Source organism: Streptomyces sp. RLB3-17 (assembly GCF_007113425.2).
Taxonomy (GTDB): domain Bacteria; phylum Actinomycetota; class Actinomycetes; order Streptomycetales; family Streptomycetaceae; genus Streptomyces; species Streptomyces mirabilis_D.
This window is the reverse complement of record NZ_CP041610.2, coordinates 3,542,651-3,558,631: the sequence shown is the minus strand read 5'-3', so window position 1 is coordinate 3,558,631 and position 15,981 is coordinate 3,542,651. Positions and strand designations below refer to the sequence as shown.

The window sequence follows — 15,981 nt, the reverse complement described above, 5'->3', positions numbered from 1 at the left end:
CGGGCGCCTAGAAAGCAGGACGCTCAGGGTCCAACCGCGCCAGCCCCTCCGCAGGAGACGACGCGGAGGCGAAGTGCCGCCGAGGAATCCGCCCCGCACGCCAGGCGAGCCGCCCGGCTTCCACCGCGTGCTTCATGCCCTCGGCCATCAGCACCGGCTCCTGCGCCCGGGTCACGGCCGACGCCAGCATGACGCCCGCACACCCCAGCTCCATCGCGAACGCCGCATCCGACGCCGTACCGGCCCCCGCGTCCAGAATCACCGGCACACGCGCGTGCTCCACGATCAGCTGGAAGTTGTGCGGGTTGCGGATGCCGAGACCGGACCCGATGGGCGACCCGAGCGGCATGACCGCCGCGCACCCCACGTCCTCCAGCTTCCGCGCGAGCACAGGATCGTCGTTGGTGTACGGCAGCACGGTGAACCCGTCGTCGACCAGCGTCTCGGCGGCGTCCAGCAACTCGATCGGATCCGGCAGCAGGGTCCGCTCGTCGGCGATGACCTCCAGCTTGATCAGCTCCGTACCGAGCGCTTCCCGCGCGAGCCGCGCGGTCAGCACGGCCTCGCCCGCGGTGAAACACCCCGCCGTGTTCGGCAGCACCCGGATGCCCAGCTTGTCGAGCACGGACAGCACCGAGCCGTGCGCCGAGGGATTCACCCGCCGCATCGCGACCGTCGTCAGCTCCGTGCCGGACGCCACGAGCGACCGCTCCAGGACGTCGAGGCTGGGCGCACCCCCCGTACCCATGATCAGCCGGGACGAGAAGGACGTACCTGCGAGGACAAACGGATCGTCGGCCATGGTTCAGCCTCCTTGGACTGCGGTGAGGACTTCGACGCGGTCTCCCTCGGAGAGGGCCGTGGACGACCACCGCGTGCGCGGGACGACGGTTTCGTTGAGCGCGGCGGCGACGCCGGAGGGCGCGACGGTGAGGGTGGCGACGAGCGTGTCGAGGGCCGTGTCGGCGGCGACGAGCCGTCGCTCTCCGTTGACGAAGATGTTCATACGGTCTGCTCCGTGAGTGCGGTGCTGAAGCGCCCGGGGGCGAAGGGGCGGGCCTCTTCCGGGAGCTCGCCGGTGGTCAGGACGTGCGCCATGGCGTCCCCGGTGACGGGCGTGAGCAGGACGCCGTTGCGGTAGTGCCCGGTGGCCAGCAGCAGCCCGTCGAGCGCGGTCGGGCCGAGCAGCGGCGCGTTGTCGGGCGACCCGGGCCGCAGGCCCGCGCGCGTCTCGGTGAGCGGCAGCTCGGTGATCCCGGGCACCAGCTCGTGGGCGTCGCGCAGCAGCTCGTAGACCCCGCCCGCGGTCACCGTCGTGTCCCAGCCCAGCTCCTCGCTGGTGGCGCCCACGACGAGCTCACCGTTCTCCCGCGGCACCAGATAGACCTGGCTGCCGCGCACCACGGCCCGCACGGTCCGGCTTAGGAACGGCGCGTACCGCTTCGGCACGGTCAGCCGCAGCACCTGACCCTTCACGGGCCGTACGGGCGGCAGTACGTCGGCGGGCACGCCCGGGAGCTTTCCGCTGAGGCTCCCCGCGGCGAGCACCACCTGCCCCGCCGCCAGCTGTTCGCCGCCCGTCGTGACGACCCCGGCGGCCCGGTCCCGTACGACGGTCAGGCGCTCCGCCCATGTCCGGTGGAACTCCACTCCGGCCCGCTCGCACGCCGTGACCAGGGCCTTCGCGAGCCGACGCGGGTCGATCTGGTGGTCGCCGTCGACCCGCAGCCCGCCGCGCACGCCCGGCGCGAGCATGGGCTCCAGACGGCGGCACTCCCGGCCGCTGAGCCACTCCGATTCGAGCCCCGAGCGGTGTTGCAAGGCGTGCAGTTCGCGCAGGTGGGCCCGGTCGTCGGCGTCCATGGCGACGGCCAGAGTGCCGCACCGGCGGTAGCCGAGGTCCTGGCCGCTCGCCTCGGTGAGTTCGGCGGCGAAGTCGGGATAGCGGCGTGCGGAGGCGAGGTTCAGGCCCAGCAGGGTCTGCTCGCCGTAGTGCAGCTCGGTGACGGCGGCGAGCATTCCGGCGGCCACCCGTGCCGCCCCGCCGCCCGGCTCGGGGTCCACGACCGCGACCGTGAACCCGCGCTGCGCGGCCCGCCAGGCGGTCACGAGACCGATGATCCCGCCCCCGATGACGAGGACGTCTGACACACGTGCGTCCGATGACGGCGCATCCGAGGAACGTGCAGGTGTACGCGTAGGCGACATGGGCGTCCAGCCCCTCCCTTCGCCGGCATGACCCGGATCAGGTTCGTACGGTCGGAGGCCGCCAGCCTCCCTCTCAGCCCGGTGCGTCCGGGCTCCCGCGAGTGCTTTACGTTGGCCACCCTAGCCCGCTGCCGTATGTCTCAGTAAGGGAGCCTCCGTCCATGGCCCGTACGCTCGACGGCCTGGTCCTCGCCCCGGTCGCCGACCAGGCCCCCGGGCAGGTCGGTACACGCACCCGGTTCACCTACCACGAGAAGGACGGCGAGATCTGGGCCGAGTACGCGGGCGGGGACGTCGTACGCGGTCACCTCGTGGGGACGCGGGAGGGCGACCGCCTCGACTTCCGGTACGTGCAGCTGAAACACGACGGCAGCACCTCGTCGGGCCACTGCGTGTCCGTGGTCGTGGAGCTGCCCGACGGACGGTTGCGCCTGGAGGAGACCTGGGCGTGGGAGTCCCAGGACGGGAGCGGTACGAGCGTTGTGGAACAGGTCACTGCGCACGTCCCCTGACTGACAGATTGTCAGTTGTCTATGGTGATCAGGTGAGCGAGCAGACGCGGGCACAGGTGCGGGCGCAGGGGCGTACGGCACGGCGGGTCGTCATCGTGGGCGCGGGCATGGCCGGCGTACAGACGGCGGTCGCCCTGCGGGAACAGGGCTTCACCGGGGATGTGACGCTGATCGGCGCCGAGCCGCACCAGCCCTACGACCGGCCACCCCTGTCCAAGGCGGTGCTGCTCGGCAAGGCCGAGGGCTCCGCCTTCGACATCGACTTCGAGGCGCTGGACATCGAACTGCGGCTCGGCTGCGAGGCCCTGGGCCTGCGGCCCGCGGACCACGAGCTGGACACCGAGGCGGGACCGGTGCCCTACGACGTCCTGGTCCTCGCGACCGGCGCGGAACCGATCCAGCTGCCGGGCTCGGAGGGCGTTCCCGGCGTCCATCTGCTGCGGACCCTGGACGACGCCGAGCGGCTGCGCCCCGTGCTCGCCCAGCAGCACGACATCGTGGTCGTCGGGGCGGGCTGGATCGGTGCGGAGTTCGCGACGGCGGCACGTGAGGCCGGGTGCGCGGTCACGGTCGTCGAGGCCGCCGACCGGCCGCTGGCCGGCGCGCTGCCCGCGGAGGTGGCCGCGCCGATGACCGCCTGGTACACGGACAGCGGCGCGTCGCTGCGCACCCACGCGCGCGTGGAGCGCGTCGAGCCCGGCGCGGTGGTCCTTGACGACGGCACGCGGGTGCCGGCGGGCGCCGTGGTCGTCGGCATCGGCGCGCGCCCCGCCACTGCCTGGCTGGCCGGCTCCGGCATCGAGCTCGGCGCCCACCGCGAAGTGGTCGCCGACAGCCACCTGCGCACCTCCGTGCCGGACGTCTACGCGGTCGGCGACTGCGCCTCCTTCCCGTCGGGCCGCTACGAGGAGCGCCTCCTCGTCCACCACTGGGACAACGCCCTCCAGGCGCCGCGCACGGTCGCGGCGAACATCATCGGCGAGGCCCCGGTGGCGTACGACCCGGTCCCGTACTTCTGGTCCGAGCAGTTCGGCCGCTTCGTCCAGTACGTCGGCCATCACGCCCCCGCCGATACGACCGTCTGGCGGGGCGACCCGTCGGGCGCGGCCTGGACGGTGTGCTGGCTCCGCGAGAGCCGCCTCGTCGCCCTGCTGGCCGTGGGGCGTCCCCGTGACCTGGCCCAGGGCCGCCGCCTGATCGAGGCGGGCATGCCCATGAACCCGGACATCCTGGCCGACCCGTCCCGCCCCCTGAAGGACGCCACGGCATGACCGCCCGGTTTCCGTCGCCCGGACGGCGGTCCGGGGGGCGCTCGGGTACCGAGTGTCAGTCCGGGATGGCAGGCTTGTCCCGTGACCGAGATTGACGCAAAGATCGATGCTCTCGTCCCCGCCTGGCTCACCCTCCCCGACATCGCCGAACAGCTCGGCGTCGAGGTGACCCGCGTCCGGCAGTTGGTCAAGGAGGGCCAGCTGATCGCCGTACGCCGTGGTGAGAACCGCGCGCTGCACGTCCCCGCCGCCTTCATCGACGGGAACGAGCAGAAGGTCGTCAAGGGCCTGACCGGCACCTTGACGCTCCTGCGGGACGACGGCTTCTCCGACGAAGAGATGCTCGAGTGGCTCTTCACCCCCGACCCGAGTCTGCCCGGCACCCCCGCGCAGGCTCTGAGCGAGAATCGCGGCACGGAGGTGAAGCGCCGCGCCCAGGCGCTCGCCGTCTGATTCGACCGACCCTCCGGCGTACGGACCACGGCCGGCCCCGGACCACCCCGGCCGCCGCGGTCCGTACGCACCGCACCACGTCCGTAGGGTGCGTACGACATCCGTACGCACCGCACCACGGGGGACACACGCATGCCCGAGAACGCCGCCCGCACCCGCCTCGCCGACGCCCGCGTCTACCTCTGCACGGACGCCCGCAAGCGCCAGGGCGACCTCGCCGACTTCCTGGACGCGGTCCTGACCGGCGGCGTCGACATCGTGCAGCTGCGCGACAAGGGCATGGAGGCCGCCGAGGAACTGGACCACCTCCAGGTCTTCGCGGACGCCTGCGCCCGCCACGGCAAGCTCCTCGCGGTCAACGACCGGGCGGACGTCGCCCACGCCATCGGCGCCGACGTACTCCACCTGGGCCAGGGCGACCTCCCGGTCCCCGCCGCCCGCGCGATCCTCGGCGACGAGGTCCTGATCGGCCGCTCCACGCACGCCGAGTCCGAGGCCGCGGCCGCCGCCGTCCAGGACGGCGTGGACTACTTCTGCACCGGCCCCTGCTGGCCCACCCCCACCAAGCCCGGCCGCCACGCCCCGGGTCTCGGCCTGGTCCGTCACACGGCCTCCCTCGTCACCGACCGCCCCTGGTTCGCCATCGGCGGCATCGACCTCGGCAACCTCGACGAGGTCCTGGAGGCGGGCGCCCGCCGGGTCGTCGTCGTCCGGGCGATCACCGAGGCGGCGGATCCCGGCGCGGCGGCGGGAGAGTTCGCGAAGCGGCTGCGTCAGGTGTGAGTGGCGGCCGCGTCAGGCACAGGCCGTGCCCCCCGGGCGCGTCGATGGTCCGATCAACGATCGGACCGGTTGTCCCGACAGGTGTCCGAGGGGTGGACAAGAAGTCGACAAATCGGACAATTGGCGTCGGTTCGGTTGGGAGACCGCCGCCCCCTGACTAACCTGCCGGTATGGCCCTCGGATCTGCTTCCACCAGGACTGATCGCGCACGCACCGTGCGTGACATGCTCGGCACCGGCAAGGCGACGTACTCCTTCGAGTTCTCCGCGCCGAAAACCCCCAAGGGCGAGCGGAACCTGTGGAACGCGCTGCGCCGCGTCGAGGCCGTCGCCCCCGACTTCGTCTCCGTCACCTACGGTGCCGGTGGCTCCACCCGCGCGGGCACGGTCAAGGAGACCGAGCAGATCGTCGCCGACACGACGCTCACCCCGGTCGCCCACCTCACCGCGGTCAACCACTCCATCGCCGAACTGCGCAACATCATCGGCCAGTACGCCGACGCCGGCATCCGGAACATGCTCGCGGTCCGCGGCGACCCGCCGGGCGACCCGATGGGCGAGTGGGTCCCGCACCCCCAGGGGCTGACCTACGCCGCCGAACTCGTCCGTCTCATCAAGGAGTCCGGCGACTTCTGTGTCGGCGTCGCCGCCTTCCCCGAGATGCACCCCCGCTCCGCGGACTGGGACGTGGACGTCGCGCACTTCGTCGACAAGTGCCGGGCCGGCGCGGACTACGCCATCACCCAGATGTTCTTCCAGCCCGAGTCGTATCTGCGCCTGCGTGACCGGGTGGTGGCGGCCGGCTGTACGACACCGGTCATCCCGGAGGTCATGCCGGTGACGAGTGTGAAGATGCTGGAACGACTTCCGAAGCTCAGCAACGCTTCGTTCCCGGACGTCCTGAAAGAGCGGATCCTCACAGCCAAAGACGATCCGGCGGCTGTACGCTCCATTGGGATCGAGTTCGCGACGGAGTTCTGCGCGAGGCTGCTGGACGAGGGAGTCCCCGGACTTCACTTCATCACGCTCAACAACTCCACGGCGACGCTGGAAATCTACGAGAATCTGGGCCTGCACCACCCGCAGCAGGCCTAGACCGGTCGCACCCACGTACGACACACTGCGTAGCGGCCACTGGGAGAGGGGCGTACATGGGCTGGACGGTCCTCTATATCGCGTTCGGCATCGTCGCGCTGTGGCTGCTCGGCGAGGTCCTGCTGCAGTACAAGGCGCGGTTGCGCTGGCGCCTGCTCGCGTTCGTGGGCTTCCTCGGTGTCGTCTTCGGCGTGCTGATTCCCTCCGTGATCGTCATCGGGCTCGGCGCGGCGGCCTTCGCGGTCGGCCAGACGTACGTCACCCTGTCGTTCCGCCGCGGTTTCGCGGAGGGCTGGGCCGTGGGCAACCGGCAGGGTGCCGAGGGCGGCGCCGACAAGGGCCTCGGCAAGAGCAAGCGACGCCGCGGTGAGGACCACCAGGACCCGGCGCTGGAGGTCTCCGACCTCGAAACGGCCGAGGGGGCCGAGGCCAGGGCCGAAGGACTGGCCCGAGACGCGGCGTATCCCCAGGGCGACGACTTCACCCGCGAGGACGACGTGTTCTCGCCCGCGCACTCCGACCGGTTCATGCCGCCCGGTTCCAGCGGCCTGACGGCCGCCGAGGCCGCCGCCGTGTACGAGCCCCAGCCCCTGCCCGACGACACCGGCTCCTACGGCGTCTACAGCGACACCGCCTACGCGGCCGCCGCCACCGACCAGTCCTACGCCGCCGCGGCCCAGTCCCAGGACCAGCAGGCCTACGCCTACGACGGCTACGCGACCGGGTACGACCAGCAGCAGTACGGCTACGACAACGGCCAGCAGCAGTACGCCGCCTACTCCGACCCGTACATCGGCACGCAGTCCTACAACGGCGCCTCGTACGACACGACCTACGGCGGCGGCGGCGACCAGCAGTACACGCAGCAGCAGGGCTATGGCCAGGACCAGTACGCCACCGGCGGCTACGGCGGCGAGACCCCGGCCGGCGGCGTCTGGGTCCCGCAGCAGCGCAACACCGACGACCCCTACGGCGGCGAACTCCCGCCGGAGCAGCCCTACCCGTACCAGGGCAACGGCAACGGCAACGCCAACGGCGCCGGGTACGACGAGCAGTACCGGTACTGAAGGCCGCCCTCCCCGGGCGGCCTCCGGCGCGCCGATGCGCTCACTGAGAGCCCCGGAACTGCGGTCCCTCCACGATCAGTCCGGACACCAGGGCGCCCGACATGCCCGCGTGCGGGAGGCCGCCGCCCGGGTGGGCCCAGCCTCCGACCACGAAGAGCCCCGGCATACGGGTGGTGTTCGACGCGTGCAGCAGCCGTCCGTCCGCCGCGGCGAGCGCCGGGGCGGGGACGGCGCCGCCGTCCGCGCCCGTCTCTTCCGCGAAGTCGGCAGGAGTGCGGGCCTCGTGCCACAGCAGACGGTCGCGCAGGCCCGGTATCGCGCGCTCGGCGACACCGAGCACCCCCTCCACGTCCGCCTCGGACACCGACAGGCCCGACGGGACCGTGACGCTCAGCGTGACCGCCTCGTGCTCCGCGTCCGGTGCGAGGGCTGGGTCGTCCGGGCGCGACACCGTCACGGTGGGCGAGGAGGAGAACCCCGGACGCTCACCGAAGAGCCGGTCCAACTCCTCCGTACGGTCCGCCGCGTGCACCACCGTCCGGTGTGCCACCCCCTCGGGGCGCCCTCCGCGCAGCGCCAGCAGCACGGTCAGCCTGCTCGGTGCCCCGCGCTGCGGCGCGACCTCGTCACCGCCCCGTAGCGCCGTCCCGGGGGCCAGGGCGTCGAGCGCTCCGGGCGCGACACCGGCGACCACGAAGTCGGCGTCCGCGACCTCGCCGTCGGCCAGCTCCACACCCGTGGCTCGGCCGTCCTTCTCGACGATCCGCGCGACCGGGGCTTCGAAGCGGAACTCCACCCTGCGGGCCACGCACCGCTCGTACACCGCGCGCGCCAACTCCCGTATGCCGCCGCGCACATACCAGGTGCCGAAGGCGTGCTCCATGTACGGCAGTACGGCCGCGCTCGCCGGGGTGACGCGCGGATCGAGCCCGTGGGCGAGGGCGTGGCTCTCCAGCAGGGCCGTGAGGCGCGGGTCGCGCAACTCCCAGGCGCCGACCTCGGCGAGGGTCGTGGCGCGGCGGGTGCGCAGCAGCTTCTTGTGCGGCACCGAGGGGTAGGGCTCGCGCTCGGCGAGCACCGACCAGTTCGGCCACAGCGGCTCCTCCAGGAGCGGCCTGCGGGTGCGGTCCCAGGCCTCGCGTGCCCGCACCAGGAAGTCGCCCCACCGTGCGCCCGCGCCCGCCCCGAGGGCCTCGTCGAGGGCGGTGACGACGCCCGCGCGCGAGGCGTTCGGCAGACCGACCTCCGTGCCCTCGGCGAAGACATGGTGCGAGGACGGGTCCACCTGGACCAGCTCGACGCACGCCTCCAGAGGCTCCTTGCCCGTCTTGACGAACAGATCGCGGTAGACCGCGGGCAGCGGGAGCAGCCCCGGGCCCGTGTCGAACACGAAGCCGTCGCGCTCGAAGCGGCGCACCGCCCCGCCGTACGTCGCCGCGCGCTCGTACACCACCACCCGGTGGCCCGCGACGGCCAGCCGGGCGGCGGCCGCCATCGCGCCCATCCCGGCGCCGATCACCGCAATCCGTCCCATGCCAGCGACTTTATCGGCCGCCACCGACAACCCGGCCCGCGGTCTCAGTCGGGTGGCTGTCCCACCCGCTCGGCCAGGCGTCTCTCCTCCCGGCGCTGGGCCCTGCGGCGCAGGAACCGGCGGATCCGTGAGATCAGGAAGAAGAGCGCCAGCAGTCCCGCGAGCAGCAGCACGCCCGCGATGATCGCCGCGGCCTCGGGGTGGAACATCGCGAACGTCAGGATTCCGGCGACCCCGAGATCCTCGGCGGTGCTCATGACGAGGTTGCTGAACGGCTCCGGCGAGGTGTTGATCGCCATCCGCGTCCCGGCCTTGACCGTGTGGCTCGCCAACGCCGTCGAACCGCCGATCGCGCCCGCCGCCAGATCGGAGAGCGAACCGCTCTGCCCGGCGAGCAGGGCCCCGACCCACGCCCCCGCCGCCGGGCGGATCACGGTGTGCACCGAGTCCCACACCGAGTCCACGTACGGGATCTTGTCGGCGACCGCCTCGCACAGGAAGAGAACGCCCGCTGTGATCAGGATCTCAGGGCGCTGAAGGGACTCCGGGACGTCGTCGCTCAGACCGGTCGCTCCGAAGATGCCGAGGAGCAGCACCACCGCGTACGCGTTGATGCCACTGGCCCAGCCGCTGGTGAAGACCAGGGGGAGTACGGACACGGACGCGATCGTAACCAGTGGACGACGGTGCGTCCTGGGCATGAGTGCGTACGACTGAGTATCCGTACCTAGTGAGTGAGATGAGTACGCGCGCGGATGGGGCCCGACCTGCGCGAAAGAGAGAGTGGAGGCACGGAAGGGGGCGCGGCTCCGGTACCGCCGACACGGGGCGGCGGAACGGTCCTCGCGCCCTTGGCCGCTCCTTCCGCCGACTCTGTCGGCGGGAGCGAGGCACGGGGGAACCCGGGGGACGACCGAACGGGGGCCCAACGGGGAGTACGGGGGATACGGGGAAGTACGGCGAAGCGCCGGTTCGAGGTGGCCCGCGGGGGACGCGGCCACCTCGAACCGGCGCTTCGCCGTGCCCCGTTTGCGTACCGAACCCGGTCAGCTCACCGGTTGCCGCTCACGCGGCCCTGGAGCAGCCGCGACAGCGCCGCGTGGACGTCGTCCAGGGAACGCTCCGGCTGGAAGGCCTGCCAGTCCAGGGCGGCCACCAGGACCATCCCGACCAGCGCGGCGGCCGTCAGCGGAATGTCGATCTCGTCGCTGAGCTCGCCGTTCGCCACCCCTGCGCGCAGCACGCCCTCGACGACCGCGACCGCCTCCTGCCGGACCACCATGAGCGTGGACTGCCAGGCCCGGTTGGTGCGCCACAGCTCGGCCACGTAGAGCTGGGTGAAGGCCGGGTAGCGGTTGATGAAGGCGAGTCCGGCCCTGATCATCGCGTCCAGTGCGTCGACCTTGGTGCCGCCGTCCCGCTCGGTGCGCTCCGCGGCCTCCCGCAGGGAGGCGGTGAGGAGTCCCACGCCGTGCCGCAGCAACTCCTCGAAGAGGACGGACTTGCTCGCGAAGTTGTAGTAGACCGTGCCTTTCGCGACCCCGGCCCGCTCGGCGATCTCGTCCACGGTGGTGGCGGAGAACCCCTGTTCCGCGATGAGGGTGACCGCCGCCTCGTAGAGCTTCTGCCGGGTCGCCTCGCGACGGCCGCCACCTGCCGTGGTGCTGCTGCTTTCCATGGCCCTGATTGTCACAGGCTCAGCTCGGGGTGCAGACGGTCGAGGGTCCACACCTGCTTGCGGTGTGCCGACAGGGCGGTGAGTGCGAGCGCGCCCGCGGTGAACGCTGTGAGGACGGCGCACGCCTGCCAGACCGGTCCGAGACCGCCGCCCGTGATGAGCCTGCGGAGGGCCTCGACGACGTAACTCATCGGCAAGAAGGGGTGGATCGCGTTGAAGAAGCCCGGACTGGTCTGGACGGGGTACGTGCCGCCCGCCGAGGTCAGCTGGAGCATCAGGAGGGCGAGGACGAGAATCCGGCCCGCCGCTCCGAAGCGTGCGTTCAGCCACTGCACGAGCGCCGCGAAGCACGCCGTCACCAGGCACAGGAAGCCGACCGTTCCGGCCGCCCGCACCATCTCCAGGCCGATCGCCCAGTGCAGCACGGACATCAGGGCCACCGTCTGGAGCACGCCCAGGGCGGCCACCGGCAGCCAGCCCGCCAGCGCGATGCGCCAGGCCGAGGCACCCACCGCGAGCGCGCGCCGGTTCAGCGGCTGGATCAGCATGTACGCCACCATCGCGCCCACCCACAGGGACAGCGGGATGAAGTACGGGGCGAAGCCGGTGCCGTAGTTGGGCGCCTTGTGCAGGTCCTTGGAGGCGAGCTTCACCGGGTCGGCCATGACCTGGGTGCGCACGTCACGGTCCTGCCGGTCGTAGTCGGGGATCTGCCCGGCTCCGTCGTGCAGCCCGCCGGCGAGCTGCCCCGAGCCGCCGACGAGCTTGTACATGCCCTCGTCGAGGGTGCTCGCGCCCGTCTTCAGCTCGCCGACACCCGTGTCGAGGTCTGCCGCGCCGGTCTTGGCCGTGCCGAGCCCCGTGCGCAGCTTCTTGGCCCCCGCGGCGACCTTCTCGGCGCCCTCGTTCAGCTTGTTGACCTTGGAGACGGCGTCGGTGAGGTCTTCGGAGAGGTGCGGCGAGCGGTCGGCGAGGGCCTGGGCCTGCTTCTGCAGGGTGCCCAGATTCTTGTCGAGCCGGTCGAGATCGCCGTTCTGGTCGCCGATGAGCGTGTTCACGTCGTCGGCGACCGCGGCCACGTCCGCGGCCGCCTGTCGGGCCTTCTTCAGGTCGGGGCACGCGGCGTCGGGCAACGGCAGGGTCTCGCAGCGTGCCCTGTAGACGGCGCTCAGCGCGTCGGACGCCGTATGGGCGCCCTTGGCGGCGGCCGGGGCCGTCTTCACCAGTGTGTCCAGGTTGTGGCGGATCCCCGCGGCCGAGTCGGCGACGAGCCGGGCCGTGTCGCCGATCGACTTCTCGTTGTCCTTCAGGAAGGGGCCCACCTTGTCCGCGACCCCGTTGACCTTGTCGGCCAGCGCACCCGTGCCGTCGGCGACCTGCCGCGAGCCGTCCGCCAGATCGCCGGCGCCCCTGTCGAGCTTCCGCAGGCCCCCGGAGAGCTTGCCACTGCCCTCCTTGGCGTCCTTCAGGCCGTCGGCGAGGTCCTCGGAGCCCTTCCGGGCCCTGGTGATGCCACCGCTGAGTTTGTCGGCCCCCTTGGCGGCCTTCTCGGTCGCCCCGTGGATGTCCGAGAACGAGATGAAGATCTTGTCCAGGAACGACCGGGAGGCCTTCGTGGACGCCGCCGTGCGCACCTCGCCGAACACCGTCCGTGAGATCTGCCCGACGATGTAGTTGTTCGCGTCGTTCGTACGCACCTGGAGGGCGCCCGTCTCCGGAGCCCGTCCGGAGCTGGAGGCGATCCTCCGGCTGAAGTCGGACGGCATGGTCAGCGACAGGTAGTACGTGCCGTCCTCGACACCCCGGCGGGCCTCGGCCGCGCTCACCTCGTGCCACTCGAAGGTGTCGCTGTCGCGCAGCCCCTTGGTGATGTCCTCGCCCGCCGAGAGCTTCTTGCCCGCGACGCTCGCCCCCTTGTCGTCGTTCACGAGCGCCACGGGAATGCGGTCAAGGCGGCCGTACGGGTCCCAGAACGACCACAGGTAGAGGGCGCCGTACAACAGCGGCAGCAACAGGAGCGCGGCCAGCGCGGCACGCGGGAGTTTGCCCCGGCCGAAGCGCCTGAGCTCAAGAACGGCCAGTCTCGGCGAGCGCATCGGCCGTCTCCTTGTCGTCGGTCTCGCTGGTGTGGTCGGTCGGGCGGGTGGACACGCGGACGGCTCCGTCGGGAGCCTCGCCGCACACCGCCACGACCGTGGTGCCCGACTGGGCGATCGACTTCAACAGGGCCCAGACCTCGGCCCGTTCGGCATCCGACAACTTGAGGTCGGTGTCGTCGACGCCGAGCAGCCCCGGGCGGCCGACGAGGGCCAACGCGACGGACAGCCGCAGGGCTTCGAGGCGCTCCAGGTCGCGTACGGCGGTCCGGGAGCCCTTGGGCAGGGCCTCCCGGTCCAGCCCGGCGGCGGCCAGCGCGGAGTCGATCCGCAGCTTCCCCTCGGCCGCCCGCTCGGCTCGCGGACGCAGCGGCCCGCGCAGGGAGTCCTTCAGGGACCCCCCGAACCGCCGCTGCAGCAGCGCCCGTTCGAGCAGGTGCTCCCCGACGGTCAGGGCGGGGTCCAGGTCGGTGACACCCGGGACATGGGCCAGCGCGCTCGCGCGACGCACCGCGGCCATCTGCCGCGGCAGCGTGGCCCCGCCCACGGTGGCCGTCCCCTCGGTGGACCGCATCCGGCCCGTGAGCGCGAGCAGCAGGCACGTACGGCCAGAGCCGGACGGCCCCGCGACCGCGATCAGCGAGCCGGGCCCCGCATCGACACCGACCCCGCGGAACGCCCAGCCGCGAGGGCCCTCGAGTCCGAAGTCGCTGGCCGTGACACCGAGTCCGCGCGGACCGTCCACAGCGTCCCCATCCCCTGAACATTTTTGAACTGACTGGTCAGTGCAAAAACTAACCCGAACCTTCGATCGAAGCAAAGGCCCAGGTCAGAACGGATTGTCAGTGGCATACCTCACGATGGGCACATACGGCCACAGTGCCGTCACACAGACGACAGGAGGTTCGTCATGGCCACCTCTTCCGCAGCAGCCGCCCACCGGCGCCGCGCCACCGGCCCTGCCCCCTCACTGACCGGCCCGGCGAGCGACGTGCACCCCGTGCTCCGCCGGGCCACGGCCCCGCCCGCCGCCCTCGACCTGCTCGCCCAGGCCCGCGCCGGTCTTGACGAGGCGACCGCCCTGGAAACACCCAACGAGCGCTACGCGACGGCGCACTTGGCGGCCCTGCGCACCGCCGCCGCCGTCCTCGCCGCCCGGGGCCGCCCGGAGCCCACACCCCGACGCCGCGCCCGCATCCGGAGCGCCTGGGAAGTGCTCCCCGAGATCGCGCCCGAACTCACCGAGTGGAGCGCCCTGTTCGCCTCCGGAGCCGACCGGCGCGCCCGCGCCGAGGCGGGTATCCGGGGCGCGGCCGGCACCCGCGACGCCGACGACCTGATACGGGACGTGGCGATGTTCCTGCGTCTCGTCGAGCGGATGCTGGTGCTGCAACCCGTACTGCCCCAGCCCCGTCGCAACGGAGAGGAGGAGGGCGACGGAGACGGGGAGGGCAGGGAGCGCAGGGCGGACAGGGAGGTCCCGGACGCGAGCTGACCCCGCGATCCGACGCCTGATCCAATGCCTGATCCGACGCGTGATCCGCCGGGTGAGACGGAGGGTCGGGTACGACGGCGGAGGCAATAGGGTGGAGGCGCCTGAAGCCTCCTGCCGGGAGGCCCCCCGATCGCTCCGCCGCGCAAGAGGCGGTGCCGCTCCGAGGAGTCAACTGCCGTGCCGGACCCGACGCGCCCTCGCGCTTCTCTCCGTACCGCCGTGGTCTGGGAGGTCCTCAAGGACGCTCTCGACCGCCGGGTCAAGGCCACCGGGCGGGAGTCGCTGGACGTCCTCGACACCGGAGGCGGCAGCGGCAACTTCGCGGTGCCCGTGGCCCGACTCGGCCACCGTGTCACCGTCGTCGACCCCAGCCCGAACGCGCTGTTCGCGCTGGAGCGCCGGGCCGCCGAGGCCGGGGTCGCCGACCGTGTCAAGGGTGTCCAGGGCGACGCCCACGGCCTCTTCGACGTCGTCGAGCGCGGTGGCTACGACGTCGTGCTGTGCCACGGGGTCCTGGAGTACGTGGACGACCCCGCCGACGGCGTGCGCAACGTGGTGGACGCGCTGCGCCCCGAGGGCGTTCTCAGCCTCCTCGCGGCGGGCCTGGGCGGCGCCGTGCTCGCCCGCGCCCTCGCCGGCCACTTCAAGGAGGCCAAGCAGGCGCTCGACGACCCGGACGGACGCTGGGGCGAGGGCGATCCCGTACCGCACCGTTTCACCGCCGATCAGCTCACCGCGCTCGTCGAGGGCGCGGGTCTGCGCGTCGGCGCCGTGCACGGCGTACGGGTCTTCGCGGACCTGGTCCCCGGCGTCCTCGTGGACACCGAGCCGGGTGCCGTGGAAGCCCTTCTGAAGCTCGAGGCGGCGGCCGCCGAACTCCCCGCGTTCCACTCCGTGGCCACGCAGCTTCATGTGCTCGGTGAGGCACAGGGGGCCGACGAGGGTTGAGTCGCCTCCCATGTTGCGCCCCTGATCAGGGGCGGGGCGGCAGATGGAGTACGCCACAGGCCACCCGATCGGGCGCTCGGCGCCGTATGATCGAGGGAGACCGTCCGGCATGACGGGCCGGTTGCTGGGGAATGCACGCCTCAGTGAATCGGGGTGCCATGGCGGGTTCCGGTTGGCGAATTGGCGCAGAGGGGCGGGTTTCACGGGGGCGATTCCCTGCCTATCCTGAAGGGGACCCCCGGTCGCCCCGGCGACTGCACGATGAGGAGGACGCCGTGCCGCTCTCGGAGCACGAGCAGCGAATGCTCGAGCAGATGGAGCGAGCGCTGTACGCCGAAGATCCCAAGTTCGCGACAGCGCTTGAGGGAAGCGGGCTGCGTACGTACACCCGGCGACGGGTCTACCAGGCGGTCGCGGGCTTTCTGGTGGGTATCGCGCTCCTCATGGCCGGAATGGTCTCGAAGCAGATCTGGGTCAGCGTGGTGGGTTTTCTCGTCATGCTGGGCTGTGCGGTGCTCGCCGTCACCGGTTGGCGCAAGGCTCCCAAGCCGGGTGAGCAGCCGGCCGCGCCCGGCGCACCCGCCGCGCGCCACCAGGGCCGACAGCGCCGCTCCATGATGGACCGCATCGAACAACGCTGGCAGCGACGCCGAGACGAGCAGGGGCAGTAGCCCCGCGGGGTCAGTAGCCCTGCGGGCGCCCGCAGTCGAAGACAACGCGTGAGGGGGTGTCCCCACCCGGGCCGGGTGGGGACACCCCCTCAGTCGTACCCCGACAGGGCGTCTTGCCCACGCCGACGGTGAAGCGCCGATGTGAGGCGCCTGCGTGAAGCACCGGCGTGA

Annotated in this window: 17 protein-coding genes and 1 riboswitch; of the genes, 9 read left to right on the top strand and 8 right to left on the bottom strand. The window is 72.0% G+C overall.

The features are described 5' to 3' along the window. Positions 1-7 precede the first annotated feature (7 nt). The 3 genes from FNV62_RS16495 to thiO all read right to left on the bottom strand — a co-directional run bounded on the left by FNV62_RS16495 (position 8) and on the right by thiO (position 2,208). Entirely contained in the window at positions 8-802 is a 795-nt protein-coding gene (locus tag FNV62_RS16495; RefSeq protein ID WP_143607848.1) for a thiazole synthase, read from the bottom strand. A gap of 3 nt (positions 803-805) precedes the next feature. Further along, complete coding sequence (thiS, locus tag FNV62_RS16490) at positions 806-1,006, bottom strand: sulfur carrier protein ThiS (RefSeq protein ID WP_060902061.1); 201 nt, start codon at positions 1,004-1,006, stop codon at positions 806-808. Beyond that, complete coding sequence (gene thiO / locus FNV62_RS16485) at positions 1,003-2,208, bottom strand: glycine oxidase ThiO (RefSeq protein WP_143601392.1); 1,206 nt, start codon at positions 2,206-2,208, stop codon at positions 1,003-1,005. Before thiO ends, thiS begins: the two co-directional genes overlap by 4 nt. Continuing rightward, a riboswitch (TPP riboswitch) is annotated at positions 2,206-2,317 on the bottom strand. (Overlaps the previous gene by 3 nt.) Before the next feature lie 52 nt (positions 2,318-2,369). Between thiO and FNV62_RS16480 the strand changes: the two genes are divergently transcribed. From FNV62_RS16480 to FNV62_RS16455, 6 genes are all read left to right on the top strand, one after another. Beyond that, positions 2,370-2,720: a hypothetical protein gene (locus FNV62_RS16480; protein WP_143601391.1), complete on the top strand. Its 351-nt coding sequence runs from the start codon at positions 2,370-2,372 to the stop codon at positions 2,718-2,720. A 32-nt stretch (positions 2,721-2,752) separates the two neighbouring features. Then, the gene (locus FNV62_RS16475) at positions 2,753-3,991 is read left to right on the top strand and encodes an NAD(P)/FAD-dependent oxidoreductase (RefSeq protein ID WP_144315342.1); all 1,239 of its coding nucleotides are present in this window, start codon (positions 2,753-2,755) and stop codon (positions 3,989-3,991) included. 81 nt (positions 3,992-4,072) lie between these two features. Beyond that, complete coding sequence (locus FNV62_RS16470) at positions 4,073-4,444, top strand: Rv2175c family DNA-binding protein (protein ID WP_054231512.1); 372 nt, start codon at positions 4,073-4,075, stop codon at positions 4,442-4,444. Positions 4,445-4,576: 132 nt separating this feature from the next. Beyond that, the gene (gene thiE / locus FNV62_RS16465) at positions 4,577-5,227 is read left to right on the top strand and encodes a thiamine phosphate synthase (protein WP_054231511.1); all 651 of its coding nucleotides are present in this window, start codon (positions 4,577-4,579) and stop codon (positions 5,225-5,227) included. Positions 5,228-5,397: 170 nt separating this feature from the next. Continuing rightward, positions 5,398-6,321, top strand: coding sequence for a methylenetetrahydrofolate reductase [NAD(P)H] (metF, locus tag FNV62_RS16460; RefSeq protein ID WP_054231510.1), 924 nt, complete (start codon positions 5,398-5,400; stop codon positions 6,319-6,321). A gap of 56 nt (positions 6,322-6,377) precedes the next feature. Then, positions 6,378-7,388: a hypothetical protein gene (locus tag FNV62_RS16455; protein WP_144315341.1), complete on the top strand. Its 1,011-nt coding sequence runs from the start codon at positions 6,378-6,380 to the stop codon at positions 7,386-7,388. 40 nt (positions 7,389-7,428) lie between these two features. Here FNV62_RS16455 and FNV62_RS16450 read toward each other — a convergent pair whose 3' ends face one another. The 5 genes from FNV62_RS16450 to FNV62_RS16430 all read right to left on the bottom strand — a co-directional run bounded on the left by FNV62_RS16450 (position 7,429) and on the right by FNV62_RS16430 (position 13,441). Next, positions 7,429-8,922, bottom strand: coding sequence for a phytoene desaturase family protein (locus tag FNV62_RS16450; protein WP_143607844.1), 1,494 nt, complete (start codon positions 8,920-8,922; stop codon positions 7,429-7,431). A gap of 44 nt (positions 8,923-8,966) precedes the next feature. After that, complete coding sequence (locus FNV62_RS16445) at positions 8,967-9,581, bottom strand: DUF4126 domain-containing protein (protein ID WP_060902066.1); 615 nt, start codon at positions 9,579-9,581, stop codon at positions 8,967-8,969. A gap of 392 nt (positions 9,582-9,973) precedes the next feature. After that, entirely contained in the window at positions 9,974-10,600 is a 627-nt protein-coding gene (locus FNV62_RS16440) for a TetR/AcrR family transcriptional regulator (protein ID WP_060902067.1), read from the bottom strand. Between the two features lie 11 nt (positions 10,601-10,611). Next, positions 10,612-12,696 carry a YhgE/Pip family protein gene (locus tag FNV62_RS16435; protein ID WP_143613097.1) on the bottom strand — a complete coding sequence of 695 codons (2,085 nt, stop codon included), beginning with the start codon at positions 12,694-12,696 and terminating at the stop codon, positions 10,612-10,614. Next, positions 12,668-13,441, bottom strand: coding sequence for an ATP-binding cassette domain-containing protein (locus FNV62_RS16430; RefSeq protein ID WP_143601384.1), 774 nt, complete (start codon positions 13,439-13,441; stop codon positions 12,668-12,670). The genes FNV62_RS16435 and FNV62_RS16430 overlap by 29 nt, the downstream gene beginning before the upstream one ends. Positions 13,442-13,606: 165 nt before the next feature. Here FNV62_RS16430 and FNV62_RS16425 point away from each other — a divergent pair, with 165 nt between their 5' ends. From FNV62_RS16425 to FNV62_RS16415, 3 genes are all read left to right on the top strand, one after another. Continuing rightward, positions 13,607-14,191, top strand: coding sequence for an SAV_6107 family HEPN domain-containing protein (locus tag FNV62_RS16425; RefSeq protein WP_054231504.1), 585 nt, complete (start codon positions 13,607-13,609; stop codon positions 14,189-14,191). 177 nt (positions 14,192-14,368) lie between these two features. Then, positions 14,369-15,139 (top strand): methyltransferase, encoded by a 771-nt coding sequence (locus tag FNV62_RS16420; RefSeq protein ID WP_097284314.1) that lies wholly within the window; start codon positions 14,369-14,371, stop codon positions 15,137-15,139. Between the two features lie 275 nt (positions 15,140-15,414). Beyond that, positions 15,415-15,810, top strand: a complete 396-nt coding sequence (locus tag FNV62_RS16415; RefSeq protein ID WP_054231502.1) for a DUF3040 domain-containing protein — start codon at positions 15,415-15,417, stop codon at positions 15,808-15,810. Positions 15,811-15,981 lie beyond the last annotated feature (171 nt).